The organism is Streptomyces sp. NPDC001493, from assembly GCF_053597235.1.
This window is the reverse complement of record NZ_JBSFHV010000001.1, coordinates 157,807-180,945: the sequence shown is the minus strand read 5'-3', so window position 1 is coordinate 180,945 and position 23,139 is coordinate 157,807. Positions and strand designations below refer to the sequence as shown.

Below are 23,139 nucleotides of genomic sequence, written 5' to 3'. Positions count from 1 at the left end.
ATGCCAGGGGCACGCACCCGGAAGCCCGGGAGGCCGCACCCCGCCGGCCCCTCCGTCGCAGGGCCGGCGCAGCCTTCACGCGGCACGGGCTCACGACCCACCGCGCAGACCCCGCCTGCCCGCCATCGCCGACCCCAATCCTCCATAACCCGCCGAAGTCCTTCACACGAGGAGTCCGCAGCCCGGGCGACGGGAACGGTGCCGCCGTCACCACGACGCACCCCCATGTGATTAGGTTAGGCATACCTAAGTTCACGTCCGCTCGAATTCACCGCTCTGGAGTTCCGGTATGCGTACACACAGCAGCCACCCCACCCGGCCGACCCCTGCCGAGCGCATGCGGTCCATCCTCCGGGCCGCCCAGTCGATGACGGTGGTGAGCGACGGCAGGCACCACGAGGTCCACCGGCTCGACGAGGACGGCGGCGCCATGGGGGCCGTCCATCTGCACGCACCCGACGACGGCACCCTCTCCCCTTCGGCTCCGCGCATCCCCGTACGCCTGGAACTCACCGACATCGCCCCCACCTCCGTACGCGAGCGACTGCGGGCCCGGGTCACCCTCACCGGCCTCGTGGACGCCCCCTACGACGACGAGTCACCCGCGTCGGCCTGCATGGAGTTCGGGCAGGCCGTCCTGGAGTGCGACGGGGACCGGCACTTCGTGACGATGGAGGAGCTCGAAGAGGCGGCGGTGGATCCGACCGCCACCAGCGAGGCGGGCATGCTGGTGCACCTCGTGGACAGCCACCAGGAGTTGATCCCCCTCCTGGTGCGCCTGGTACGCCCCCGCCCCGAGCGCGGGATGCTCCGAGCGGTCCCACTGGCGATGGACCGCTACGGCATGACACTGCGGCTGGAGTTCCCCGGCGGCCACCAGGACGAGCGGCTGCCGTTCGCCACCCCGATCACCGACCTCGAACAGGCCGGCCCCCAGATCCACGCCCTCCTGTCCGCCGCCCGCCGCGCGTCCCACCTCGGCCCGCTGCTCACCTGACATCACTGTCGCACTCACACCAACCCGGGCGTAGCGGGTGGGAACTGACGAGCCATCACATCTTTGCGGGGTGTACATCTCCAGGATCGGGTTATCCGGATGTCACACGGAGGAGTACCCCGGACTCCTGACAGAAGGAGACAGCGATGCCGCTCACCTTTCGGAAGAGTTTCCAGATCCTGCCCGGCGTGCGTCTCAACATCAACCGCCACTCCTGGTCCGTCACCACGGGCGGCAAGCACGGCCCGAAGCGCACCAGGAGCAGCTCCGGACGCCGCACCACGTCCATGAACCTGCCCGGCCCCTTCGGCTGGCGCAAGACCCGGCAGGCACACCGGGGCTGACCGCCGCCGCACGGAAGCGGGGACCCGATTCATCACCGGGCCCCCGCTTTCGTGCGTGCGCAGGAGACTCTCGGCCGCCCGCCGGGGAGTCCCGAGGTTCCCGCCGGAGTGGCTGCCACCGTTCGCTCTTCGCGCAAGCAACGCATCGGAAGCCGCTCGCACCCCGACCGGCGCCACCCCCCGCGCCGCACCGGTCACCGCGCATCCGCACCGCCGGGCCGACGGAACGTCAGCAGGCGCCGCACCGGCCGCCGTGGTCGCCGCACCCCGTCCGCTGCGGCGACCCGGCCCCCTCCCCCGGCCGCCCCGCCGAACTGCCCAGCGACCCGCCCGTCGACCCCTTCGGGCGCGCCCCGCGGGGCGATGCGGCACCGAGGACTCCGCATCGCACACCGAGTTGTCCCGAATGCCGCCGATTCGCCACGCGACTCTTCTGTAACACCCTTGACACACAGCACCATTTGCCTCCCTACTGGTCTCCGCATCCCACTTTGACAACGTTGTCCAACCATCGTCCGGGGAGGAATGGCTCGGTATGCAGCCACCACTTGATCTTCGTTTCCACGCGGGTTCGCGTCGGAGACACAGCGTCGCGGCTCTTGCGGCGGCCCTCGTACTGGCCGGTGCGAGCCCCTCACTCGCCGCCGTGCCGCAGAACGGCTCCCACGGTTCCTCGGGCGACCAGACGTTCAGCTCGTCCTTCGAGGCCGACCAGACGCAGCCCGACTGGCGCAGCACCGTGGAGACCGGCCCGGACGGCAAGGACCTCTCGCAGGGCGTCGACGGCGGATTCTCCGGCGGCATCGCGGGCAACGTCACCGACCGGGTGACGGATGTTCGTGCCAGCAACGAGAACACGGGCGGCGGCGAGGTCAAGGAGAACCTGGTCGACGTCTCCTCCGCCACCAAGTGGCTGGCTTTCCAGCCCACCGGCTGGGTCGAGTTCGACCTCAGCGAGGCCACCAAGGTGACGACGTACGCGCTGACGTCCGCCAACGACCACGACGAGCGCGACCCGCAGGACTGGGTCCTCAAGGGGTCGGCCGACGGCCAGACGTGGACGACGCTCGACACGCGCACGGGTGAGAAGTTCGGCGAGCGTTTCCAGACCCGCTCGTTCGACATCGCCGAGCCGGCCGCGTACCAGCACTTCCGCCTGGAGTTCACCAAGAACAACGGCGCCCCGGACGCGACCCAGCTCGCCGACGTCCAGTTCTCCGACGGCAACACCTCCGCCCCGGTGCCGGACGAGATGCGCACCATCGTGGACAAGGGTCCGTCCGGCTCGCCGACGGCGAAGTCGGGTGCGGGCTTCACCGGCACCAAGGCGCTGCGTTACGCGGGTACCCACAAGGACAAGGGCCGCGCGTACTCGTACAACAAGGTCTTCGACGTCAACACGCCGGTGACCCGGACGACCCAGCTGTCGTACCTGGTCTACCCGCAGATGACGAAGACGGACCTGGCCTACCCGGCCACGCACGTCTCGGTGGACCTCGCCTTCACCGACGGCACCTACCTGAGCAAGCTGGGTGCGACGGACACCAACGGCGGCGCGCTGACCCCGCAGGGCCAGGCGGACGCCAAGCGGCTGTACGTCAACCAGTGGAACAAGGTCGCCTCGGACATCGGCACGGTCGCCGCGGGCAAGACCATCGACCGGATCCTCGTCGCGTACGACTCGAACAGCGGCCCCTCGCAGTTCCAGGGCTGGCTGGACGACATATCGATCGCCCCGAAGGCTCCCGCGAAGCCCAAGGCGCACCTGTCGGACTACGCGCTGACGACCCGCGGCACGAACTCCAGCGGCAGCTTCTCGCGCGGCAACAACATTCCGGCGACCGCTGTCCCGGAGGGCTTCAACTTCTGGACCCCGGTGACCAACGCCGGTTCCACGGACTGGATCTACGACTACGCGCGCGGCAACAACGCGGACAACCTGCCCACCCTGCAGGCGTTCAGCGCGAGCCACGAGCCGAGCCCGTGGATGGGTGACCGGCAGACGTTCCAGCTGATGCCGTCCGTCGCCTCCGGTACTCCGGACGCGTCCCGGACCGCCCGTGCGCTGCCGTTCCGTCACGAGAACGAGACGGCGACGCCGCAGTACTACGGTGTGAAGTTCGAGAACGGCCTCAAGGCCGAGATGACGCCGACCGACCACGCGGCCCGCATGCGGTTCACCTACCCCGGTGACGACGCGAGCATCGTCTTCGACAACGTCAACAACCTGGGCGGCCTGACGCTGGACCCGGCCACCAGCTCCTTCACCGGCTACTCCGACGTGAAGAGCGGCGGCTCCACGGGCGCCACCCGGCTGTTCGTGTACGGCGTCTTCGACTCCAAGGTCACCGCGAGCGGCAAGCTCTCCGGTGGCGGCGGTGACAACGTGACCGGGTACTTCCGGTTCGACGCGGGCAAGGACAAGCAGGTCGGGCTCCGTCTGGCCACCTCGCTGATCAGCGTCGACCAGGCGAAGGACAACCTCGCCCAGGAGATCCCGGCGTCGACCTCCTTCGAGCAGGTCCAGAAGAAGGCCCAGCGCGCCTGGGACGACATCCTGGGCAAGGTCGAGGTCGAGGGTGCCACCGAGGACCAGCTGACCACGCTGTACTCCAGCATGTACCGGCTGTACCTGTACCCGAACTCCGGCTTCGAGCAGGTCAAGGGCGTGAGCACCTACGCCAGCCCGTTCGTCTCCAAGACCGGCACGGACACCGCGACGAACACCGGCGCGAAGCTCGTCAAGGGCAAGGTGTACGTCAACAACGGCTTCTGGGACACCTACCGCACCACGTGGCCCGCGTACTCCTTCCTGACGCCGAAGAAGGCCGGCGAGATGGTGGACGGGTTCGTGCAGCAGTACAAGGACGGCGGCTGGATCTCCCGCTGGTCGTCCCCGGGTTACTCGGACCTGATGACCGGCACCAGCTCGGACGTGGCGTTCGCGGACGCGTACGTCAAGGGCGTGGACTTCGACGCGGAAGCGGCTTACGACGCGGCCGTGAAGAACGCCACCGTCGCCCCGCCGTCCTCGGGCGTCGGCCGCAAGGGGATGGAGACATCGGTCTTCACCGGTTACGCCAACACGTCGACGCACGAGGGTCTCTCCTGGTCGCTGGAGGGTTACCTCAACGACTACGGCATCGGCCAGATGGGCAAGGCGCTCTACGCGAAGACGAAGAACAAGCGCTACAAGGAGGAGTCCGAGTACTTCCTCAACCGCGCGCAGAACTACGTGAAGCTCTTCGACAAGGACGCCGGCTTCTTCCAGGGCAAGAACGCGGACGGCAGCTGGCGTGTCCCGTCCGCGGACTACGACCCGCGCATCTGGGGCAACGACTACACGGAGACCGACGGCTGGGGCTACGCCTTCACCGCGGTCCAGGACACCCGCGGCCTCGCCAACCTGTACGGCGGCCAGGACGGCCTCGCCCAGAAGCTCGACTCGTACTTCTCCACCCCGGAGACCGCGGCCCAGGAGTTCACCGGCTCGTACGGCGGCGTCATCCACGAGATGACCGAGGCGCGTGACGTGCGCATGGGCCAGTACGGCCACAGCAACCAGGTCGCGCACCACGTGACCTACATGTACGACGCCGCGGGTCAGCCGTCCAAGACGCAGGAGAAGGTCCGCGAGGTTCTGGGCCGCCTGTACGGGGGCAGCGAGATCGGCCAGGGTTACCACGGCGACGAGGACAACGGCGAGCAGTCCGGCTGGTTCCTCTTCTCCTCCCTCGGCTTCTACCCGCTGGTCATGGGCAGTGGCGAGTACGCGATCGGTTCGCCGCTCTTCACCAAGGCCACCGTGCACCTGGAGAACGGCCGCACCCTCACGGTGAAGGCCCCGAAGAACAGCACGAAGAACATCTACATCCAGGGCCTGAAGGTCAACGGCAAGAAGTGGACCTCCACGAGCCTGCCGAGCGACCTCCTCGCCAAGGGCGGCGTGCTCGACTTCGACATGGGATCCAAGCCCTCCTCGTGGGGCACCGGCAAGAAGGCCGGCCCTGTCTCCCTCACCAAGGACGACAAGGTGCCCGCGCCGAAGCAGGACGTGCTGAAGGGTGCCGGCGCGCTGTTCGACGACACCTCCGCCACGTCGGCCGAGGCCACCGGCACGGTCGAGCTGCCCGTCGCCGAGGCGACGAAGGCCGCCCAGTACACCCTGACGTCGGCGAAGACCGGCGCGGCCCCGAAGGGCTGGGTGCTCCAGGGCTCCTCGGACGGCAAGAAGTGGAAGGACCTCGACAAGCGGTCCGGCCAGACCTTCGCCTACGGGCAGCAGACCCGGGTGTTCTCGGTGGATCGACCGGGCGACTACCAGCACTACCGCCTGGTGCTCGACGGCACGTCGACCCTCTCCGAGATCGAACTGATCTCCTGAGCCGGGGCGGGTCCGTGGGCGGCGGCCCACGGACCCGCGCACGACAGCCTTGAGCGCACGCCGGCGGCCGGCATCCCGAACCCGGGGTGCCGGCCGCCGGTTTTCCGCGTCCTCACGAGACGAGCGGGCGCGTTTCACACGCCGAGGCGCGTCGCGTCGGTGTTCCCGGCGTGCACCTCGGGGGTGATGCCGTGCTGCTCGTCCTCGGGGCGCCCCTTCGCGGGCAGCAGGAACGTGATCGCCAGGAAGGCCGCCAACAGGCCCGCCTGGACGATCAACGCGTGGTGGAAACCGGCGGTGAAGTCGCCGGTCCCGGCCCGGTCGAAGAACACCGACCCGAAGACCGCGACGCCGACCGAGCCGCCGACCGCCTGGACCGCCGACAGGACGCCGGAGGCGGATCCGATCTCGTCGTCGGAGACCGCGGCGAGGACGAAGCTGAACAGGGCCGCGATCACCATTCCGGCGCCGATGCCCGCCACCGCCACACCGGGGGCGATGTCCCACACGGAGAACGAGGCGGCGTCGAGGCCGTCGAGTTCGAACCACAGCAGCGCCGCTCCGGCGAGCTGGACGACCGGCCCGATCTGCAGCACCTTGCGGCCGATCCGGTCGGCGAGGAACGCGCCGCTGACGGCGCCGCCGATCGCGGTGCCCACCGCGAGCGGCAGGTTGCCGAGTCCCGCCTCCCCGGCGGTGAAGTGCCGGCCGATCTGGAGGTAGAGGGTCAGCACGAGCTGGGTGCCGACCAGCCCGCCGAAGAACAGAGCGATGCCGCCGAGTCCGACGGTGAAGGCGGGCTTGCGCAGCAGTGCCGGGGTCACCAGAGGTTCGCGCCCAGTGGCCGCCGCCCTGCGCTGCTCCAGGGCGAACAGGGCGAACCCGATCACCGCGGCGGCCATGGACAGCCAGGTCCACAGCGGCCAGCCGCTCTCCTGCCCCTGGTTCAGCGGCAGGACGAGCAGGGCGCAGGACGCCGCCACCAGGACCGCGCCCGCCGTGTCGACCCGCACGGCGCGATCGCCCGCCTTCTTCGGTACGAACCTCGCGGCGACGACCAGTGCCGCGATGCCGATGGGCAGGTTGACCAGGAACACCGCCCGCCAGCCCAGGCCGAAGAAGTCGCCCTCGATGAGGAAGCCGCCGAGGACCGGGCCGATGATGCCGCCCAGGCCGAGGACGGGTCCGAAGATCCCGAAGACCTTGGTGAGCTCGGGGCCGGAGAAGTTCTCCCGCAGCAGGCCCAGGCCCTGGGGCAGGAGCATGGCCCCGGCGGCGCCCTGCAGCAGCCGGAAGGCGATCAGCGACCCGATGTCCGGTGCGACGGCGCACAGCAGCGAGCTCGCGGTGAAGGCGGTCAGGCCGATCAGGAACATCCGGCGCCGACCGTAACGGTCGCCGAGCCGGCCGCCGAGGATCAGCCCGGCGCCCAGGGTGAGGGCGTAGCCGCCGATCACCCACTGGAGGCCGACGGAGCCGGCGCCGAGGGACCTCTCCAGGTCCGGTCCGGCGACGTTGACGATCGAGGCGTCGAGGAGGTCCATGATCTCCGCGACGAGCATCGCCACCAGGATCAGCCATCGCCACCGGTAGGGCTCGGCCGTCCCGTCGGGGGTCGTCCCGTGAGGGGTGGTGCGGGGATTGCCCATGCCAGATACCTCCATGGTGAAGTAATTCCATGGTGAAGGTAAAGTGAGGGCGGTAGGTTGTCAAAAGCGGGCGACCCCGCGGGCCGCACGGGCAAGGAAGAAAGGCGGAGGGCAGACATGGAGGAAGCCGTGAACGACGGCGTCGCGGAGCGGCGCGAGCGGCTGATGGAATCGCTGCGGGTCTACGGCGGCCACTACACCGAGCTCGGCCGCCGTTTCGCCGCCCGGCTGGGCCTGCACTCCACCGACGCGACCGCGGTCCTGGCGATCGCCGCCGCCGAGGAACGTGGCACCCCCCTCTCCCCCGCCCGCCTGAGTGAACGGATCTCCCTCTCCACGGGGGCCACCACCGCGCTGCTGAACCGCCTCGAAGCGGCGGGGCACATCACCCGTGCCCGCGAGCACTCCGACCGCCGTATCGTCACCCTGCGCAGCGGCGGGCACATCCAGGAGCGCGCGGACGAGTTCTTCGGCCCGCTCGCCGACCGCCTCGACACCACGATGGCGCACTACCCGCCGCAACTCCTGGAGCGATTCGAGGAGTTCATGGCCGACCTGAACGCGACCATGGACACGCACCTCGCACACCAGGACACGGAACCGCCCGGCGCCTCCACCCCCGGGCGCCGGACCTCCTGAGGTCAGGCCGAGGCCCCGGACGGTGCCGTCGCCGGCGATGGGGGCCTCGCCCGCCGCGGTATCGAACCGCCCGGCCGACGGGGGGCGGCTCTGTCGAGCGGTCGAGCGGTTGAGCGCCTGACGTCCCGGCTGAACGGCCGCCGCCTGCACCGAAGCCACGACTGGATCCGCGGGGGCCTGGACGTTCATTCATCGTGGTGCTTCGCACTTCGTTCTTTTCAGTTCTCGCATCGCTCGTGCACGCGGATCAGTCGGGCTCCACAGACGTAGTGGGCATCCCTGCCGGTTGCCGTGCGGGGCCCCGCCACTGTGCCGCGAAGGCGTGGGCGGGGTTCTCGACGAAGATCTTGTGGGCCACGTCGGTACCGATCTCTTGGGCGATCCGAGGGGAGACCCCTTCCAGCAGGTGGCGCATCCCTGGCCCGTCCGCCGACGAGCGGGCCGACGCCACCACGGTGTCGCCGCCGATCAGCACGCGGTCGGTGTGCCCGGCGACGACGAGTGCCGCCACGCATTCCAGCAGGCGGTAGTCGCCGGCGTGATGGGCCCGCGAAGGGCCGTCGAACGCCAGGTACGCCCCTGCCTCCGCGATGCGCAGGTGGACAGCGGGATCGGGGAAGCGGAGGAGGTGGCCCAGGATCACCCGGTGGGCCGGTACCCCGTGGTCCCCGCAGAGGAGTTGGAGGGTTTCCAGGGCTGCGGTGCCGCCCTCGAGGTGAACGCCGATTGGTGCGCCCGTGGCGTGATGGGCGGCCGCCGCTGCGGCCATCGTCCGGCGAGCGTGCTCGTCCAGGCGATGGAAGGCTCCGGCGACTTTGATCAGGCCCGCCCTCACCGGCCCCTGAGTGAGTTCGCGGACGAAGAGGTCGGTCAACTCGTCGACGTCGTGGGGGAACCGGTCGCCTTCGTAGTGTTTCGCCTGATGCAGGCCGGTCGCCGCGATCAGGTGGACGCCGCTGTCGCGGGAGAGCGCGGGAAGGGCTGACAGCCGCCGCCCCATGCCCCAGGGCGTCCACTGCACCATGGCCTGTCCCCCGGCCTGAGCGAAGGAGTCCAGCTCCGACCGTGCCGCTGCGATGTCGTCGAGTTCCTCTCCCGGGAGGCGGGGGCTTCGCAGGAACAGGTGGTCGTGGGCGTCGCAGACGCCCAGATCGCCGGGGGCGATGTCGCCGAGTACGGTTCTGACCGCCCGCTCCGTCATGCGGCCTGCCCCGTCGCTCGCTGGAGGTCGCTCCGGTCCGGTTCGTGCGGGGCCGCGTTCGCCAGCGCCGCGGCGGCGACCCGCAGGCCGGCCAGCGCCTTGGGTACGCCGACGTAGGGAGCCAGATGGACGAAGACTTCGACCACCTCCTCGGGCGTCAGGCCCACCCGCAGCGAGGTGACAACCTGCCCGGACAGCTGCGGATCGACGCCGCCGAGCGCCGTAAGTGCCGCCAGGTTCGCCAACTGACGGTCGCGCGGGGAGAGTCCGGGGCGTTGATAGGTACCGCCGAAGAGGGTGGTGATCAGCAAATCGGGAAAGCCCGGAGCCACATCCTCCAGCCAGGGGAGTGTCGACTGGGTCGCAGGGTCCTGGAGGGCGTCCAGCATCCGATAGCCCTCCTCCCGGTCGAGAACGGCAGCGGTCAGCCTCTCGGAGAGGGGCACGGGGTCGACAGGTCCGGTACCGGCCATGGTCGGTCTCCTCATCAGCGCGTAACGGTCAGGGCGTTACGACGCTATCAGACGTAACGCTTGAGGCGTTACACTCGACCCATGGCAACCGGTGACCTGTACAACTTCCGCTTCGACTGTGGCGCCACTTGGCTCAACCTGCTCGCCACTCGGGGCCGCACCTTCAGCAGCCACCCGGTCGAACGCCTCGACTCTGCGGAACGGCTGGCGGAATGGCTCAGGGAAAGTGAGCTGGCGCCGCGGCTCAAGCCCACGCACGCCGACCTGGAACGCACGTGGCAGCTGCGGGAGTGCCTACGCGCCCTGGCCCTTGCCACCACCGGGAACCGGACACCTCCGGACGAAAAGGTCGCGGAGTTGGGTGACTTCCTCGCCGCCGACGACCCGGTGGCACTCACCGGCGGCGACCGCCTGCGCCGTAACTCGCCGAGCACGGTCGACGAAGCCCTCGTCCGTATCGCCCGGCAGGCCGCGGATCACCTGACCGGCGCGGACCGGGCCGGGCTGAAGGTGTGCCCCGAGGATGACTGCCGTGGCGTCTTCACCGATCCCGCGGGCCGTCGCCGGTGGTGCCCCTCCCCGTCGTGTGCCAGCCGCGGACGGGTCCGCGCGCACCGCGCCCGGCGAGCGACGCCCTGACCCCGGGCGCAGACCCTGCTGAACCGCCACCGACCCCACACTCGGCGTGGGAGCGGCGGAGGCGCCATGGGTCCGGGCCGCGGTCGAGTCGTGCACGGACCCGGCAGTGCGTCCGAGGCCCGAATCAGACAGCTGGACCCGCAAGGATCCGCACGTTCATACCGTGGCGCTCCTTCTTCCCCGAGAGAAGGGGATGGGCGTATGGCACCTTGCCCCAGCAAGAACCTGGGCTGGGCGTCAAGCCGTGCTTTCATGCTGAAATTGGCAAGGTGTTTCGTGAGAACCTCACCGAGCTGCGTACCGTACGGAACTCCACCGCCCGGAAAAGAAGTACGCCCCCCGATCGATGGCCCGGCCCGCGCATTTCCCTCAAAGAGGCGGCTCGGCAAGCAGTTCCCGCAGCCACCGGGCGCTGTGCTCACCTCCTAGGTCTCCCACCGCTCCAGACGTCCCGGGGAAAAGACAGCCCCAGGAGCGGGCCCGGCCGATCGCTCCGAGTCGCCACGCCAGCGCGACGGCACGGCGCAGCTCGGCGGCAGTACGGCCGCCTCCCGTCCACGGTTCGAGGTAGGCGTCACGGAGGCGGGGCAGTGCCTCGGGGCCGAATCTCGCACAGGCCGCACGAACGGAGACCAGCAGGCTGCAAAAAGGGTGCGAGAGCGCCGCGTCGCCCCAGTCGAAGAAGGTAAACCGGCCCGGCTCGGGGATGAACAACTGGCCTTCATGCAAGTCGGAATGGTCGAGGGAGTCGGCGATTCCCACGCCCGCGAGCTCCGCGCACCACTCCGTCAGCCGGGGGCGGAGTTCGCGCAACACCGCGCGGTCGTCCCGCCCCAGAACAGTGTTCTCCTCCACCATCCGGTCGAAAGTCCCCGGAAGGACGGCCAAGCGCCCGTCCGGAACTCCTAGTGCTTCCATTTCTCCGGCGAAGGGCATCAACTCCCGCTGCATTACGGCGTACTGGCGCAGCATGTCCTCCCAATCCGACATGCCCGATGCACCCCGGTCCAGGGCATCCCGGAAGAGCGGCCCTCCGTCCGGCAGGAGCGCCCATCCCCGTTCGGCTTTCACAGCGACAGGCTTCAGCACGTGGCCGGGTACCCAGCGCGCAAGAGCTTCGGCCAGCCCCGCTTCGAACGTGCCCGCCGGCGGACTCGCCTTGAACCACACGGTGCCGTGGTCGTGCACAGGTATCCGTACCACGACGGACCAGGGTCGCAGCCGCACCGTGCGTCGGCCCGTCCCCCGGAGCCCGTGGGCCGCCAACTCGCCCTCGGCCCAAGCGAGGGCGCTCTCCCGCCATGCAGGGGTCTCCCAGGGTGTCACCGCGTCCTGGTAGGAGCCCCGCTCCACCGTCGTCGAGTCGTCGTGCCGCATCACCCCATCCCATCACGGTGCACTCCGTCCGTTCCATGTGATAGCTCCGACCCTGGTGGCAGGGTGCTCCCGCACCAACCGCTGCGCGATCTCTGGACACCGGCTTGTGGTCGTGCTGTCATACCGCCGACATCAATTTTTCCAACGTTGCATAGAAGTTGTCGCACCACCGCACCGGAACGCGACAGCCTCCTTCGCCATGCGCCGGAGCCGTAGTACCAGAGCGCGGAACGAGGCTGCCGCAGAGCAGAAGTGGAGCTTCCACATGCCCCTGAACCGTCGGCACTTCATGACCAGCGCCCTGGTCACCGCCGCCTCGACCGCCGCCATGGGCCGCTGGGCCACCACCGCGACCGCGGCGGGTCACGTGGCGCCGGTGGCGCGCGGCGGCCACTACGCCCCGAACGCCGCCCCGCTGCACCCGACCGCGTTCCTGAAGCTGCCGCCCGGCCAGGTCAAGGCACGGGGCTGGCTCGCCGGCCAGCTCCAGCTCCAACTGGACGGGCTCTGCGGGCGGTACGAGGAGTTCTCGCACTTCCTCGACTTCGACACGTCCGGCTGGGTGCACACCGACCAGGGCGGCTGGGAGGAAGTCCCGTACTGGCTGCGGGGATACACCGACCTGGCGATCGTCACCGGCGACGCGAAGGCGCTCGCCGCCACCCGGCGCTGGATCGACGCGATCCTCACCACACAGCAGTCGGACGGGTTCTTCGGCCCCAAGGCGCTGCGCACCTCGCTCAACGGCGGCCCGGACTTCTGGCCTTTCCTCCCGCTGGTCCAGGCGCTGCGCTCCTGGCAGGAGTACAGCGGCGACACCCGGGTGATCCCCTTCCTCAGCCGGTTCTTCCGGTACATGAACGCCCAGGGGCCGGGCGCCTTCAACACCAGCTGGATCGCGCTGCGTTGGGGCGACGGCCTGGACAGCGTCTTCTGGCTGTTCAACCGGACCGGCGACACCTTCCTGCTCGACCTCGCCGACAAGATCCACCAGAACGGCGCCGACTGGGGCGACAACCTGGTCAACCCGCACAACGTCAACATCGCGCAGGGCTTCCGCGAGCCCGCCCAGTACGCGCTGCGCAGCGGCTCGGCGCAGGACACCAAGGACACGTACGGTACGTACGCCAAGGCGATGGACCAGTACGGGCAGTTCCCCGGCGGCGGGATCGCCGGCGACGAGAACGCCCGCGCCGGGCACGGCGATCCCCGGCAGGGGTTCGAGACCTGCGGCATCGTGGAGTTCATGGCGAGCCACCAGCTGCTCACCCGGATCACGGGCGACCCGCTGTGGGCGGACCGCTGTGAGGACCTGGCGTTCAACTCGCTGCCCGCCTCGCTCGATCCCTCGGGCAAGGCGATCCACTACATCACCAGCGCCAACAGCGTCGACCTGGACAACGAGCCCAAGCGGGACCGGCAGTTCCAGAACGGTTTCGCGATGCAGGCGTACCTCCCCGGCGTGGACCAGTACCGCTGCTGCCCGCACAACTACGGCATGGGCTGGCCGTACTTCCTCGAAGAGCTCTGGCTCGCCACCCCCGACGGCGGTCTGGCGGCGGCGATGTACGCGGCCAGCGAGGTGACGGCGACGGTCGCGGACGGCACCCAGGTCACCATCACCGAGGAGACCGACTACCCCTTCACGGACACGGTCACCCTGACCCTCAAGACCCCCAAGCAGCTGAAGTTCCCGCTGGTGCTGCGCGTCCCGGCCTGGTGCACCGCGCCGGAGATCCGGGTCAACGGGCAGCGTGTCACCGCTCCCGCCGGTCCGGCCTTCACCCGCGTCGACCGCACCTGGAAGAACGGCGACCAGGTCACGCTGCGCTTCCCGCAGCAGACGACCGTACGCACCTGGGCGGCGAACCACGGTTCGGTGAGCATCGACCGCGGGCCGCTCACGTATTCGCTCCGGATCGGCGAGAGCTACGAACGCATCGGCGGCACCGACCAGTTCCCGGAGTACGCGGTGCACGCGACCACCCCGTGGAACTACGGGCTCGTGCTGGACGGGGCGCTGCCCCAGGCGACCGCGGCCCCGCGCGCCCGTGCGCGTGAGCGGTCCGCCCGGCTGGCGGCCGACTCGAACCCCTTCACCCTGGAGGGCACCCCGCTGACGCTGACCGCGCGCGCCCGGCGCATCCCCGAGTGGAGCGCGGACGACGAGCACGTGGTGGCGCCGCTCCAGCAGAGCCCGGCGCGCAGCAGCGAGCCGGTCGAGCAGGTCACCCTGGTCCCGATGGGTGCGGCGCGGCTGCGGATCACGTCCTTCCCGACGGCGGCACCGGACGCGGCGCCCTGGCTGGCGGACCGCTGGTACCGGATCGCCAACAAGAACTCGGGCAAGGTGCTCGGCGTCGACGGGATGTCGACCGCGAACAGCGCCCATGTGGTGCAGTTCGGCGACACCGGCACCGACGACCACCTGTGGCGGCTGGTCGCCAACGGCGACGGCTGGTACCGCATCCGCAACCAGCACTCCGGCAAGGTGCTCGGCGTCGACCTGATGTCCACGGCCAACAGCGCCCACGTCGTCCAGTTCGACGACAGCGACACAGACGACCACCTCTGGCAGCTCGTGCCGAACGGCGACGGCTGGTACCGGATCCGCAACCGGCACTCGGACAAGGTGCTCGGCGTGGATCTGATGTCCCTCGCCGACAGCGCCCATGTCGTGCAGTTCGACGACAACGGCACCGACGACCACCTCTGGCAGCTGCTCTGACGAGCAGCACCGCCGGATCTCCCCTGCACCACTCCGCGCACCACTCCGCGCGCCGGTCCCGGCGCGCGGAGCCCCCACGTGAAGGAGGTCTCAGGATGAAGTCCGCACCCGCACCGCGCCACAGAGCCTGGTGGAGACGGCTGACCGCAGGCACCGGCCTGCTGGCTCTGATGGCCGGCGCACTGGTCGGAGCCGGTACGGCTCCGGCCTCGGCGGCGGCCACCGCCTGGTCGCCGAAGACGGCGCCCATGACGACGCCCTGGACCAACCAGGTCCCGGTCGACCAGCCGCTGCCCGAGTACCCGCGCCCGCAGCTCACCCGCCCGGACTGGGCCAACCTCAACGGCATCTGGGACTTCGCGGTCACCGGTAAGGACGCCGGTCAGCCCGCGTCGTTCACCGAGCAGATCCGGGTGCCGTTCGTGGCGGAGTCCGCGCTCTCCGGCATCCAGCGCAAGATCACCGAGAACGACAAGCTCTGGTACAAGCGGACGTTCACCGTTCCGTCGAACTGGAGCGGCCGGCGGGTGCAGCTCAACTTCGGCGCCTCCGACTGGCAGACCACGGTCTGGGTCAACGGCACCCAGGTGGGCGCGCACAAGGGCGGGTACGACGGGTTCTCGTACGACATCACCCCGCAGCTGAACGGCGGGACGAACACCGTGGTGGTGTCGGTCTACGACCCGACGCAGACCGGCGGCCAGGCCGTCGGCAAGCAGCGGATCAACGACGTGGCCCCGCACTCGGGCGGCGGGATCTTCTACACCGCCGCCTCGGGCATCTGGCAGACCGTCTGGCTGGAGCCGGTGGCCGCCGCGCACGTCACCCGGCTGGACATGACCCCGAACCTCGGTGACAGCACCCTGCGGGTCAAGGTGCAGGCGGCAGGGGCCTCGGGCCGCAGCGCCCGGGTGACCGTCTCCACCGGCGGTACGACGGTGGGTACGGCGACGGGCACGGTGGGCGCCGAGATCTCCGTGCCGGTGCCGAACGCGCACCTGTGGTCCCCCGAGGACCCGTTCCTGTACGACGTGAAGACGGAGCTGCTCGACGGGACGGCGGTCACCGACACGGTGGGCGGCTACACCGGCATGCGGTCCATCGCCGTCGCCAAGGTGGGCAACGTCCTGCGCCCGGTCCTCAACGGGAAGTTCGTCTTCCAGACCGGCACGCTGGACCAGGGCTACTGGCCGGACGGCATCTACACCGCGCCGACCGACGCGGCGCTCAAGTCCGACCTCCAGGCGCACAAGGACCTGGGGTTCAACATGGTCCGCAAGCACATCAAGGTCGAGCCGCAGCGCTGGTTCTACTGGGCGGACAAGCTCGGGCTCCTCGTCTGGCAGGACATGCCCGCGATGGACACCGGCAAGTCGCCGGACAGCGCGGCGCGGACCCAGTGGGAGGCGGAGTACCACGCGATCATCGACCAGCACCGCAGCTCGCCGTCGCTGGTGATGTGGGTGAACGAGAACGAGGGCTGGGGCCAGTACGACCAGGCCAGGATCGCCAACGACGTCAAGGCGTACGACCCGTCCCGGCTGGTCGACAACATGAGCGGGGTCAACTGCTGCGGAGCGGTGGACGGCGGCAACGGTGACGTCGTCGACAACCACAACTACGTCGGCCCCGGCAACACCGCGGCCACCTCGACACGGGCCGCCGTCCTCGGCGAGTTCGGCGGGCTGGGGTACAAGGTCGCGGGCCACGAGTGGTACCCGGGCGGCGGCTTCAGCTACGAGGACCAGGCGAGCCTGTCGGCCCTCAACAACCGGTTCGTGGGGCTGATCGACAGCATCCGGGTCGGTCAGATGCCGGCGGGTCTGTCGGCCTCGGTCTACACGGAGATCACCGACGTGGAGAACGAGGCGAACGGCCTCCTGACCTACGACCGCCAAGTGGTGAAGGTGGACACCGCGCGGGTGAAGGCCGCCAACCAGGCCCTCATCGCGGCCTCGAAGGCGACGACGACCGCGGTGACACTGCCGACGGGGCAGTACAAGTCGCTGCGGGTCACCACGCCCGGCTACACCAACAAGTACCTGCGCCACTCGGAAGGGCTCGCGTACACGGAGGTGGTCGACGCCAACAGCAGCGCGCTACTGAAGAGCGATGCCACTTGGAAGGTGGTCGCCGGTCTGGCGAACAGCAACTGCTACTCCTTCGAGTCCCGCAACTACCCCGGCGAGTACCTCCGGCACGCGAACTTCCGGGTCCGCCGGGACGCGAACGACGGCTCGGCGCTCTACAAGGCGGACGCCACCTGGTGCGCGGTCGCGGGGAGCGGCGGGGTGCGGCTGACCAGCGCCAACCTGCCCGGCAGCTTCATGCGCCACATCAACTCCGAGGTGTGGCTGGCCACTCCGGGCGGCACCAACGCCTGGGACAACGCGGCGTCCTTCACCGAGGACACCACGTGGTCGGTGGACGCGCCCTGGGCGCCGTGAGCTGACCGTGTGAGGTCCGCCTTTCGGTGGCCGGTCCGTCGGAGCACTTCCGGCGGGCCGGCCACCGGTGTGTCCGGGGTGCCCGTGCTCAGGCCGGGCGGGGCCGCGCGCCGTCGAGCACCAGATCGACCAGCCGCTCGGCCAGCTCTTCGTCGAGAGGCGCGTCGCTCACCAGGACGCGGGCGAAGAGGGGGCCGCTGACCGCCTCCACCAGCAGGCGCGGATCGGTGCCCCCGGCGAGTTCCCCCCGCTCGATGCCGCGCCTGACCATGACGGTCCCGCGTTCCAGCCGGTCCTTCCAGTACGGGCCGCGGCGGTCTTCCAGCGTGTCGTCCCGTTCGACACTCAGCCGCAGCAGCGCCTGGCCGTAGGGGGTGCGCAGCAGCCGGACGAGGGAGACGAAGAATGTCGTGAGGTCCTCCCGTACGTCTCCCGTGTCGGGGACGGGTACGGCGGCGTCGAGTTCGGCGACGAGCGCCTCGGCGATCAGGTTCTCGCGGGTCTTCCAGCGCCGGTAGATCGACGTCTCGTGCACTCCGGCGGACCGGGCGACGGCGGAGACGGTCGCACCCGCCAGTCCGTCGGCCGCCAGGATCTCGACGACGGCGGCCAGTACGGCTCTGCGCATGTTCTCCCCGCGTCGGCGCAGCGGCGGGGCGGAGGGGCGGGGCGTGGTCATGCGACCGGCCTGAAGGTCATGCGGCCAGCGTAAAGCAACTCCACTTGCGCAGTGCGTCCGGATCGCCGTACCGTTTAACGCAAGACGACCTGCGTTAGACGGCGGCCGTCGAGGGAACACCGCTTTTGGAGGTCACGTCATGGAGCAGATGCTCGCCGCACGCCTGCACGTCCCGAGCCGCACCCTGCGCGTCGAGGAGGTACCCCGGCCGCAGCCCGGCCCGGGGCAGGTGCTCGTGAAGGTGGAGGCGGCCGGGGTGTGCCTCTCCGACGTGCACCTGATCGGCGGCAGCCTCACCCCGCAGCTGCTGGAGGGCGACACCGTCACCCTCGGTCACGAGGTGTCCGGCACGATCGCCGCGACGGGCGAGGGCGTCACGTCCTGGGCACCCGGTCAGCGGGTGGTGCTCTACGCGGGCGAGACCCGCGACGGCGTCACGTACACCCGGGGCGTCGACTACGACGGCGGCTGGGCCGAGTACGCCCTGTCCGCCGAGGACGCGCTGACGCTGCTGCCCGACGCCATCCCGTTCGACCAGGGCGCGATCATCCCGGACGCGGTGTCGACCCCGTGGGGCGCGATCACCGCGACCGCCGGGGTCCGGCCCGCCGAGGCGGTGGGCGTGTGGGGCGCGGGCGGTCTGGGGGTGCACGCGGTACAGCTGCTGCGCACCGTGGGCGCGTACCCGATCGTCGCCGTCGACCCGAACCCGACCGCCCGGCGGCGCGCGCTCGCCGCCGGCGCGGATCTGGCGCTCGACCCGGCCGCCCCGGACCTCGCGGAGCAGGTGGGCGCGGTCACCGCCGGAGCCGGACTGGCCGCCGCCTTCGACTTCGCCGGGGTGCCCGCCGTGCGCGAGCAGGCGCTGACCGCCCTCGCGAAGGGGGGACGGCTCGTGCTGGTCGGCCTCACCGACAAGCCGCTGACGGTCACGCAGGGCACCCGCTTCAGCTACCTCCAGCAGCGCATCCTGGGGCACTACGGCTCCGACATGCCCGTCGCTCTTCCCCAGCTGCTCGGACTGGTCGAAGGCGGGCGGCTGGACTTCTCCGGCTCGATCAGCGGGACCCTGCCCCTGGCGGAAGCGGCCGAGGCCGTGGCCCGGCTGGAACGCAAGGAGGGTGACCCCATCCGTCTGATCCTGCGTCCCTGACGGACCCTCGGGCCGGGGCCGCGCATGCGGCGCACCCCCCGGATGTGCGGGCGGAATCTCTCCGACCGCACATCCGGGGGGTGTCGTCCGGGCGTCGCTCCGGTGCTGTGAAAATGGGGGCCATGACCTGGGACGAAAGTGCCACCGTGCGGGTGGCGAGAGCGCCGGACGTGTTCGTGATCGGCGTCACCGGCGCGGTCGACCAGGCGGAGCGGGATCTCCTCTCCGCGGCCTGGGAGGAGGCGGCGGAGGCGAACCTGCCCGCCACGGTGGTCGACCTGTCGGGTGTCACCTTCGGGGACAGCGGGCTGCTCAACGAACTGCTGATGGCGGAGCGCGGACACCGGCTCCGGGGGCGGGCGTTCATCATCGCAGGGCCGCTCCGCCCGCAGGTGCGGCGGTTGTTCACCGTGACCGGAACGCTGGACCACTTCGTCATGGTGGGCAACGCCGGGGACGCCCCCGAGCACCGCACGGGCTGACGCGAGCACCGCACTGGCTGACGCTACGTCAACATGCCCTCAGGTGAGCATGGTTGATGCTCATTCCGCCGAGCCGCGCACGACGGGCCCGGCGAACATCCGATGGGCCACCGGGCGGCCGCCCAGTGCGTCCCGCAGCCCGGTGAGCCCCTGGGCCAGCTCCGCGCGCTGCCCGGCGGGCATGCTGTCGATCGCGGTGGTCAGCACCTCGCCCCGCTTCCTGCGCACCTCGGCGAGGTGTGCGTGCCCCCGCGTCGTCAGACTCAGCGTCACCTCGCGTCCGCTGTCGGGGCTGGGCCGCCGCTCGACGAAGCCCACGGACTGGAGCCGGTCGCACAGCCGGCTGAGCGAGGGCGCGGACACGTTCAGTACGGCGCCGAGCGCCCGCATCCTGATGCCGTCCTCGCGGTCGACGGCGTACATCAGGCGGAGCTGGGCCAGGGACGCGGGGGCCGCCCAGCCCCGGTCGCGGGTCCGTTCCCACAGCAGGTCGAGCAGTTCCACGATGTCGCCCGCCGCGGACGCCACGTCGTCGGGGCCCTGAGGCGCGACCTCGGCGTCGGACGTCATGACGTTCCCCCTCTGTTCCCGGTGTCCCGGGGCGGGCCGGGCGCACGGCGTGCGTCAGGCTGTGCCGTCCGGGCCGGCGGGTCGGGCCGAGCGGTGTCGTACGCCCTCGACGGCCGAGGGGACCTCGTGCGCGGACGTGGAGGTGGTCCGCATGCTCTGCCCCGGGGTCCGCTCCGCGTGCGCGGGAGGCGTGGTGAGGTACTCCAGCGTACCCGTGACCTCCAGCAGCCGGTCGAGCGCGGCTCGGCGCCCGTCCAGCACCAGTCGGACGCCCGCCTGGTCGGCCCGTCTGCGGATCATGATCAACGCGGCCAGCCCGGAGGAGTCGATCGTGTCCAACGGGGCACAGTCGAGCCGGAGTTCGCGTACGCCCTGGTGCCCGGCCAACTGCTCCACGACGGTGTCGAGCAGCGTGTCGGCATGGGTGTGGTCGAGGTCTCCGCGCAACTCCACCAGGACCGCGCCCGGTGCGTCGTACCGCGTGCTGAGCCGGAAGGCGTCGGAGGGCGTGGTCGTCATGCGTGCTTCCCGTGGGGGGTGTTCGGACGGAGGCGGGCGGCCGCGAGGCGGAGGTGGTGGGTGGCCCGGGGGAAGTCCCTGAGCTCCTCGCCCAGCACCTCCAGCGCCGGTACGAGGGAGAGCGCGGGTACTCCGCGGGCCGTCAGGATGTCCCCGGTCCAGTCGAGGAATCCGGTGAAGAGCTCCGGGTCGTCGGTGTAGAGGGCGGCGGCGAGGAAGTCGGTGATGTGCGCCACGTCCTCGGCCGTCCGCTCGCGCTGCTCCTCGGAGTAGTCGCGCGCCCCGGGGAAGCGCTCGTCGAGCCCGACGAGCACCGCTTTCACCAGCTGCGCCTTGCTGCGCACCACCAGGGTGTACTCCTGGTCGCCGAGGTGGGGCAGGTCGTCGATGGGCTGGTGGACGCGCGGCGTACGGGGGGTGATGCCCGCCGCCAGGAGACCGGCGGCGGCGCGGGCGTCGGGGGCCCAGGCGTCCGCCCCGAGCAGGCGTGCGTACCTGCCGTCCGCGCCGAACGCCGCGCCTCCGGCGAGGACCGGGGTGCCGGTCGCCTGGCAGGCGGTGATCGCGGCGTGGGCGACGGGCAGCCGGGTGGCGAGGGAGGCGGACAGGGCCACCGCGTCGGCACCGGTGCGGTGCAGATGGGCGATCAGGTGGGCGGTGGGGACCTGGGCGCCGAGGAAGTCGACCCGCAGGCCTCGCAGGGTCAGCACCTCGGCGAGGATGCGGGCCGGCAGGGCGTGCCACTCGCCGTCGACGCAGGCGACGGTGACCCGCCCGGACACGCCGGTGGTACGGGTCCCGCTCGTCGCGTGGCTCCGGGAGAGGGCGCCGACGACCCGGTCGTTGATCGCGGTGGCCGCGTGTTCCTGGGCGACGGTGATGCGATGGGCGGCCCACTCGACGCCGACCATGCCCTGCACGGGCGCGATGACGTCCAGCAGGAGGCTCTCGGCGTCCGCACCGTCGTGGTGGGCGTCCAGCACGAGGCCGGTGGCCGTGTACTCGTCCCCTTCCAGGACGGCGTCCCACAGTGCGTCCCGGAGCTGCGACAGCGAGTGGTCCGGTGCCAGGGTGTGCGTCGTGGTCATGCGGTGAACCTGCCCCGGGTGTGGCCGTCCACCGCACTGAGGTGGTGGGTGCGCGGAGCGGCGATGACCACGACGGCCATGTCGTCGTGGCGTCCCGCACCGACCCACTGGGCCGCGAGCATCTGGATGTGCTCGACGATGGCCTCGGCGGGCATTCCTCCGCACCGCGACAGCGCGCTCCGCAGCCGCTCCTCGCCGAAGAGGGAGTCCCCGAGGGGTCCGCCCCTGGCCTCGGTGATCCCGTCGGTGAACATCACGCAGCTCTCCCCCGGCGCGAGGACGGCCTCCACCGTCTCGGCCCTCGCCTCGGGGAGCGCGCCCACCAGGGTGCCCCGGGTGGCGGCCTCCTCCACCGTCCCGTCCGCGCGGACGATCAGCGGAGCGGCGTGCCCGGCACTGGTCAGCCGCAGCCGGACCGAGGCCGACTCGCGTACCGCGGAGGCGAGTACGAGGGTGGCGAACCGGGCGTGGTGGGAGTTGAGGAGCGCGCCGTTGAGGAGGTCGATCATCCGCTGGTGGTCGTCGGCCATCGGCAGCAGCGCGTGCAGGGTGTTGCGGATCTTCCCCGTGAGGACGGCGGCGTTCAGGCCCTTGCCGCACACGTCCCCGAGCACGGCGAGGGAGGGTTCGCCCTCGACCGCCGCGGGGTGCACGTCGTAGAAGTCGCCGCCCACGCGCTCGGTGTCGCGCGAGGCGCGGTACCCGCCGGCGAACTCCACTCCGGAGACCTGGTGGAGGACCGGGGGCAGGAGTTCGCGCATCAGCGTCTCGGTGATCGACGCCTGCTCGGCGTACATGCGGGCGGCGGACATCGCAGCTCCGGCCCGGGCGGCGAACAGCCGGGCGAAGGTCTCCTCGCTCTGGCTGAACGCATGGTGCTCGCCCCGGCGCAGCAGGATGAGCGCGCCGGCCGGGACGCCGTGGCCGGGCAGCGGGGTGACGACGATGGAGCCCACGTCGTCCGCCATGTCCCTCGGCACCACCCACGACGGGGCGAGGGCCGGGTCCATCCACCGCGACGGCACGGGCGGGAACCCCTGGAGCGCCTCGGCGAGGCCGGGCACCGCTTCGGGGTCGACGCGTTCCCGGGTGAGCGTGGGGGTGCCGTCGCCGGAGCAGCGGGCGATCAGCGTGCCGCCGGTGGACGGGGCGACCACCAGGGCGGCGTCCGCGAGGTGCGCGGCGGCCAGTTGGGCGGTCGCCTCGGCGCACTTGTCGAGGTTGAGCGACGACAGCAGCCGGTTGGACGCCTCGGTCAGGAAGGCGGTGCGTTCGCGTTCCCCGCGCAGCGCCTCGGTGGCGCGCCGCCGGTCGGTGTCGTCCACCAGCCACCACACCACGCCGCCGTCCTCCCGACCGGCCGGGTGCGCCTCGAAGCTGCGGTCGCCGACGGGGCCGGCGGCCGTGGCCGGGCCTTCTCCGGTCCGGCGCACCAGGTGCGCGTCCGCCAGCCAGGACGGGACGGCGTCCGTCAGGGGCGTGCCGGGGCGGGCCTCGGGGAAGAGGGCGGCCGCGGCGTCATTGGCCCGCTCGACCGCTCCCCTCGGCCCCACGACCAGGGCGGGGCAGGGAGCGGTGTCCCAGACCGGTTCGGCCTGAGTGCTCGCACGGGCGGCGGGCGCCCGGTTCGCGGAAGTCACCAAACGAAGAAGGCCCGCTGCGCGAACCCCTCACCTCATCAACTCGACGACAGAATCATTGCCCCCCGGCAACACTCCTCCACCGGAGGCACTCCTGGCAACCCGTCATGGCCCGGGGCACCCCGGCGCG

Annotated in this window: 18 protein-coding genes; 9 read left to right on the top strand and 9 right to left on the bottom strand. The window is 70.9% G+C overall.

The window, feature by feature from the left end:
- Positions 1-289 precede the first annotated feature (289 nt).
- The 3 genes from ACWCWD_RS00730 to ACWCWD_RS00720 all read left to right on the top strand — a co-directional run bounded on the left by ACWCWD_RS00730 (position 290) and on the right by ACWCWD_RS00720 (position 5,725).
- Entirely contained in the window at positions 290-997 is a 708-nt protein-coding gene (locus tag ACWCWD_RS00730) for a DUF2470 domain-containing protein (protein WP_450769108.1), read from the top strand.
- Between the two features lie 146 nt (positions 998-1,143).
- Positions 1,144-1,341, top strand: a complete 198-nt coding sequence (locus ACWCWD_RS00725) for a DUF4236 domain-containing protein (protein ID WP_327179324.1) — start codon at positions 1,144-1,146, stop codon at positions 1,339-1,341.
- Positions 1,342-1,876: 535 nt separating this feature from the next.
- Positions 1,877-5,725, top strand: a complete 3,849-nt coding sequence (locus ACWCWD_RS00720; protein ID WP_450769105.1) for a GH92 family glycosyl hydrolase — start codon at positions 1,877-1,879, stop codon at positions 5,723-5,725.
- 134 nt (positions 5,726-5,859) lie between these two features.
- Here ACWCWD_RS00720 and ACWCWD_RS00715 read toward each other — a convergent pair whose 3' ends face one another.
- Positions 5,860-7,374 (bottom strand): MFS transporter, encoded by a 1,515-nt coding sequence (locus tag ACWCWD_RS00715; protein ID WP_450769104.1) that lies wholly within the window; start codon positions 7,372-7,374, stop codon positions 5,860-5,862.
- Positions 7,375-7,491: 117 nt separating this feature from the next.
- Here ACWCWD_RS00715 and ACWCWD_RS00710 point away from each other — a divergent pair, with 117 nt between their 5' ends.
- On the top strand, positions 7,492-8,013 hold the full coding sequence (locus tag ACWCWD_RS00710; protein WP_450769102.1) for a MarR family winged helix-turn-helix transcriptional regulator: 522 nt from the start codon (positions 7,492-7,494) through the stop codon (positions 8,011-8,013).
- Between the two features lie 247 nt (positions 8,014-8,260).
- Here ACWCWD_RS00710 and ACWCWD_RS00705 read toward each other — a convergent pair whose 3' ends face one another.
- On the bottom strand, positions 8,261-9,214 hold the full coding sequence (locus ACWCWD_RS00705; protein WP_450769100.1) for a phosphotriesterase family protein: 954 nt from the start codon (positions 9,212-9,214) through the stop codon (positions 8,261-8,263).
- Positions 9,211-9,687 (bottom strand): carboxymuconolactone decarboxylase family protein, encoded by a 477-nt coding sequence (locus ACWCWD_RS00700; RefSeq protein WP_450769099.1) that lies wholly within the window; start codon positions 9,685-9,687, stop codon positions 9,211-9,213. The genes ACWCWD_RS00705 and ACWCWD_RS00700 overlap by 4 nt, the downstream gene beginning before the upstream one ends.
- An 81-nt stretch (positions 9,688-9,768) precedes the next feature.
- Between ACWCWD_RS00700 and ACWCWD_RS00695 the strand changes: the two genes are divergently transcribed.
- Positions 9,769-10,326: a CGNR zinc finger domain-containing protein gene (locus tag ACWCWD_RS00695; RefSeq protein ID WP_450769097.1), complete on the top strand. Its 558-nt coding sequence runs from the start codon at positions 9,769-9,771 to the stop codon at positions 10,324-10,326.
- Positions 10,327-10,695: 369 nt separating this feature from the next.
- Here the strand turns inward: ACWCWD_RS00695 and ACWCWD_RS00690 are convergent, their stop codons facing one another.
- A complete protein-coding gene (locus ACWCWD_RS00690; RefSeq protein WP_450769095.1) occupies positions 10,696-11,703 on the bottom strand; it encodes a phosphotransferase in 1,008 nt (335 codons plus the stop codon).
- A 265-nt stretch (positions 11,704-11,968) separates the two neighbouring features.
- On the opposite strand from ACWCWD_RS00690, the gene ACWCWD_RS00685 reads away from it, so the two are divergent.
- A complete protein-coding gene (locus tag ACWCWD_RS00685; RefSeq protein ID WP_450769094.1) occupies positions 11,969-14,431 on the top strand; it encodes an RICIN domain-containing protein in 2,463 nt (820 codons plus the stop codon).
- A gap of 95 nt (positions 14,432-14,526) precedes the next feature.
- Complete coding sequence (locus ACWCWD_RS00680) at positions 14,527-16,878, top strand: AbfB domain-containing protein (RefSeq protein WP_450769092.1); 2,352 nt, start codon at positions 14,527-14,529, stop codon at positions 16,876-16,878.
- Between the two features lie 88 nt (positions 16,879-16,966).
- Here ACWCWD_RS00680 and ACWCWD_RS00675 read toward each other — a convergent pair whose 3' ends face one another.
- Complete coding sequence (locus ACWCWD_RS00675; RefSeq protein ID WP_450769090.1) at positions 16,967-17,557, bottom strand: TetR/AcrR family transcriptional regulator; 591 nt, start codon at positions 17,555-17,557, stop codon at positions 16,967-16,969.
- A 139-nt stretch (positions 17,558-17,696) separates the two neighbouring features.
- On the opposite strand from ACWCWD_RS00675, the gene ACWCWD_RS00670 reads away from it, so the two are divergent.
- Positions 17,697-18,710, top strand: a complete 1,014-nt coding sequence (locus ACWCWD_RS00670; protein ID WP_450769089.1) for a zinc-binding dehydrogenase — start codon at positions 17,697-17,699, stop codon at positions 18,708-18,710.
- Positions 18,711-18,832: 122 nt separating this feature from the next.
- On the top strand, positions 18,833-19,192 hold the full coding sequence (locus tag ACWCWD_RS00665; RefSeq protein WP_450769087.1) for an STAS domain-containing protein: 360 nt from the start codon (positions 18,833-18,835) through the stop codon (positions 19,190-19,192).
- A gap of 60 nt (positions 19,193-19,252) precedes the next feature.
- Here ACWCWD_RS00665 and ACWCWD_RS00660 read toward each other — a convergent pair whose 3' ends face one another.
- From ACWCWD_RS00660 to ACWCWD_RS00645, 4 genes are read right to left on the bottom strand one after another with little or no spacing between them, the layout of a single operon-like run.
- Positions 19,253-19,762, bottom strand: a complete 510-nt coding sequence (locus ACWCWD_RS00660) for a MarR family winged helix-turn-helix transcriptional regulator (protein WP_450769086.1) — start codon at positions 19,760-19,762, stop codon at positions 19,253-19,255.
- A gap of 54 nt (positions 19,763-19,816) precedes the next feature.
- Positions 19,817-20,281: an STAS domain-containing protein gene (locus ACWCWD_RS00655; protein ID WP_450769085.1), complete on the bottom strand. Its 465-nt coding sequence runs from the start codon at positions 20,279-20,281 to the stop codon at positions 19,817-19,819.
- On the bottom strand, positions 20,278-21,369 hold the full coding sequence (locus ACWCWD_RS00650) for a cobalamin B12-binding domain-containing protein (protein ID WP_450769084.1): 1,092 nt from the start codon (positions 21,367-21,369) through the stop codon (positions 20,278-20,280). Before ACWCWD_RS00650 ends, ACWCWD_RS00655 begins: the two co-directional genes overlap by 4 nt.
- A complete protein-coding gene (locus ACWCWD_RS00645; RefSeq protein WP_450769082.1) occupies positions 21,366-23,009 on the bottom strand; it encodes a PP2C family protein-serine/threonine phosphatase in 1,644 nt (547 codons plus the stop codon). The genes ACWCWD_RS00650 and ACWCWD_RS00645 overlap by 4 nt, the downstream gene beginning before the upstream one ends.
- Positions 23,010-23,139 lie beyond the last annotated feature (130 nt).

What these genes read in the sequence shown, in the direction of transcription:
- ACWCWD_RS00730 (WP_450769108.1), top strand. Translation starts at nt 290, where the DNA reads ATGCGTACACACAGCAGCCACCCCACCCGGCCGACCCCTGCCGAGCGC.
- ACWCWD_RS00725 (WP_327179324.1), top strand. Translation starts at nt 1,144, where the DNA reads ATGCCGCTCACCTTTCGGAAGAGTTTCCAGATCCTGCCCGGCGTGCGT.
- ACWCWD_RS00720 (WP_450769105.1), top strand. Translation starts at nt 1,877, where the DNA reads ATGCAGCCACCACTTGATCTTCGTTTCCACGCGGGTTCGCGTCGGAGA.
- ACWCWD_RS00715 (WP_450769104.1), bottom strand. Translation starts at nt 7,374, where the DNA reads ATGGGCAATCCCCGCACCACCCCTCACGGGACGACCCCCGACGGGACG.
- ACWCWD_RS00710 (WP_450769102.1), top strand. Translation starts at nt 7,492, where the DNA reads ATGGAGGAAGCCGTGAACGACGGCGTCGCGGAGCGGCGCGAGCGGCTG.
- ACWCWD_RS00705 (WP_450769100.1), bottom strand. Translation starts at nt 9,214, where the DNA reads ATGACGGAGCGGGCGGTCAGAACCGTACTCGGCGACATCGCCCCCGGC.
- ACWCWD_RS00700 (WP_450769099.1), bottom strand. Translation starts at nt 9,687, where the DNA reads ATGGCCGGTACCGGACCTGTCGACCCCGTGCCCCTCTCCGAGAGGCTG.
- ACWCWD_RS00695 (WP_450769097.1), top strand. Translation starts at nt 9,769, where the DNA reads ATGGCAACCGGTGACCTGTACAACTTCCGCTTCGACTGTGGCGCCACT.
- ACWCWD_RS00690 (WP_450769095.1), bottom strand. Translation starts at nt 11,703, where the DNA reads ATGCGGCACGACGACTCGACGACGGTGGAGCGGGGCTCCTACCAGGAC.
- ACWCWD_RS00685 (WP_450769094.1), top strand. Translation starts at nt 11,969, where the DNA reads ATGCCCCTGAACCGTCGGCACTTCATGACCAGCGCCCTGGTCACCGCC.
- ACWCWD_RS00680 (WP_450769092.1), top strand. Translation starts at nt 14,527, where the DNA reads ATGAAGTCCGCACCCGCACCGCGCCACAGAGCCTGGTGGAGACGGCTG.
- ACWCWD_RS00675 (WP_450769090.1), bottom strand. Translation starts at nt 17,557, where the DNA reads ATGACCACGCCCCGCCCCTCCGCCCCGCCGCTGCGCCGACGCGGGGAG.
- ACWCWD_RS00670 (WP_450769089.1), top strand. Translation starts at nt 17,697, where the DNA reads ATGGAGCAGATGCTCGCCGCACGCCTGCACGTCCCGAGCCGCACCCTG.
- ACWCWD_RS00665 (WP_450769087.1), top strand. Translation starts at nt 18,833, where the DNA reads ATGACCTGGGACGAAAGTGCCACCGTGCGGGTGGCGAGAGCGCCGGAC.
- ACWCWD_RS00660 (WP_450769086.1), bottom strand. Translation starts at nt 19,762, where the DNA reads ATGACGTCCGACGCCGAGGTCGCGCCTCAGGGCCCCGACGACGTGGCG.
- ACWCWD_RS00655 (WP_450769085.1), bottom strand. Translation starts at nt 20,281, where the DNA reads ATGACGACCACGCCCTCCGACGCCTTCCGGCTCAGCACGCGGTACGAC.
- ACWCWD_RS00650 (WP_450769084.1), bottom strand. Translation starts at nt 21,369, where the DNA reads ATGACCACGACGCACACCCTGGCACCGGACCACTCGCTGTCGCAGCTC.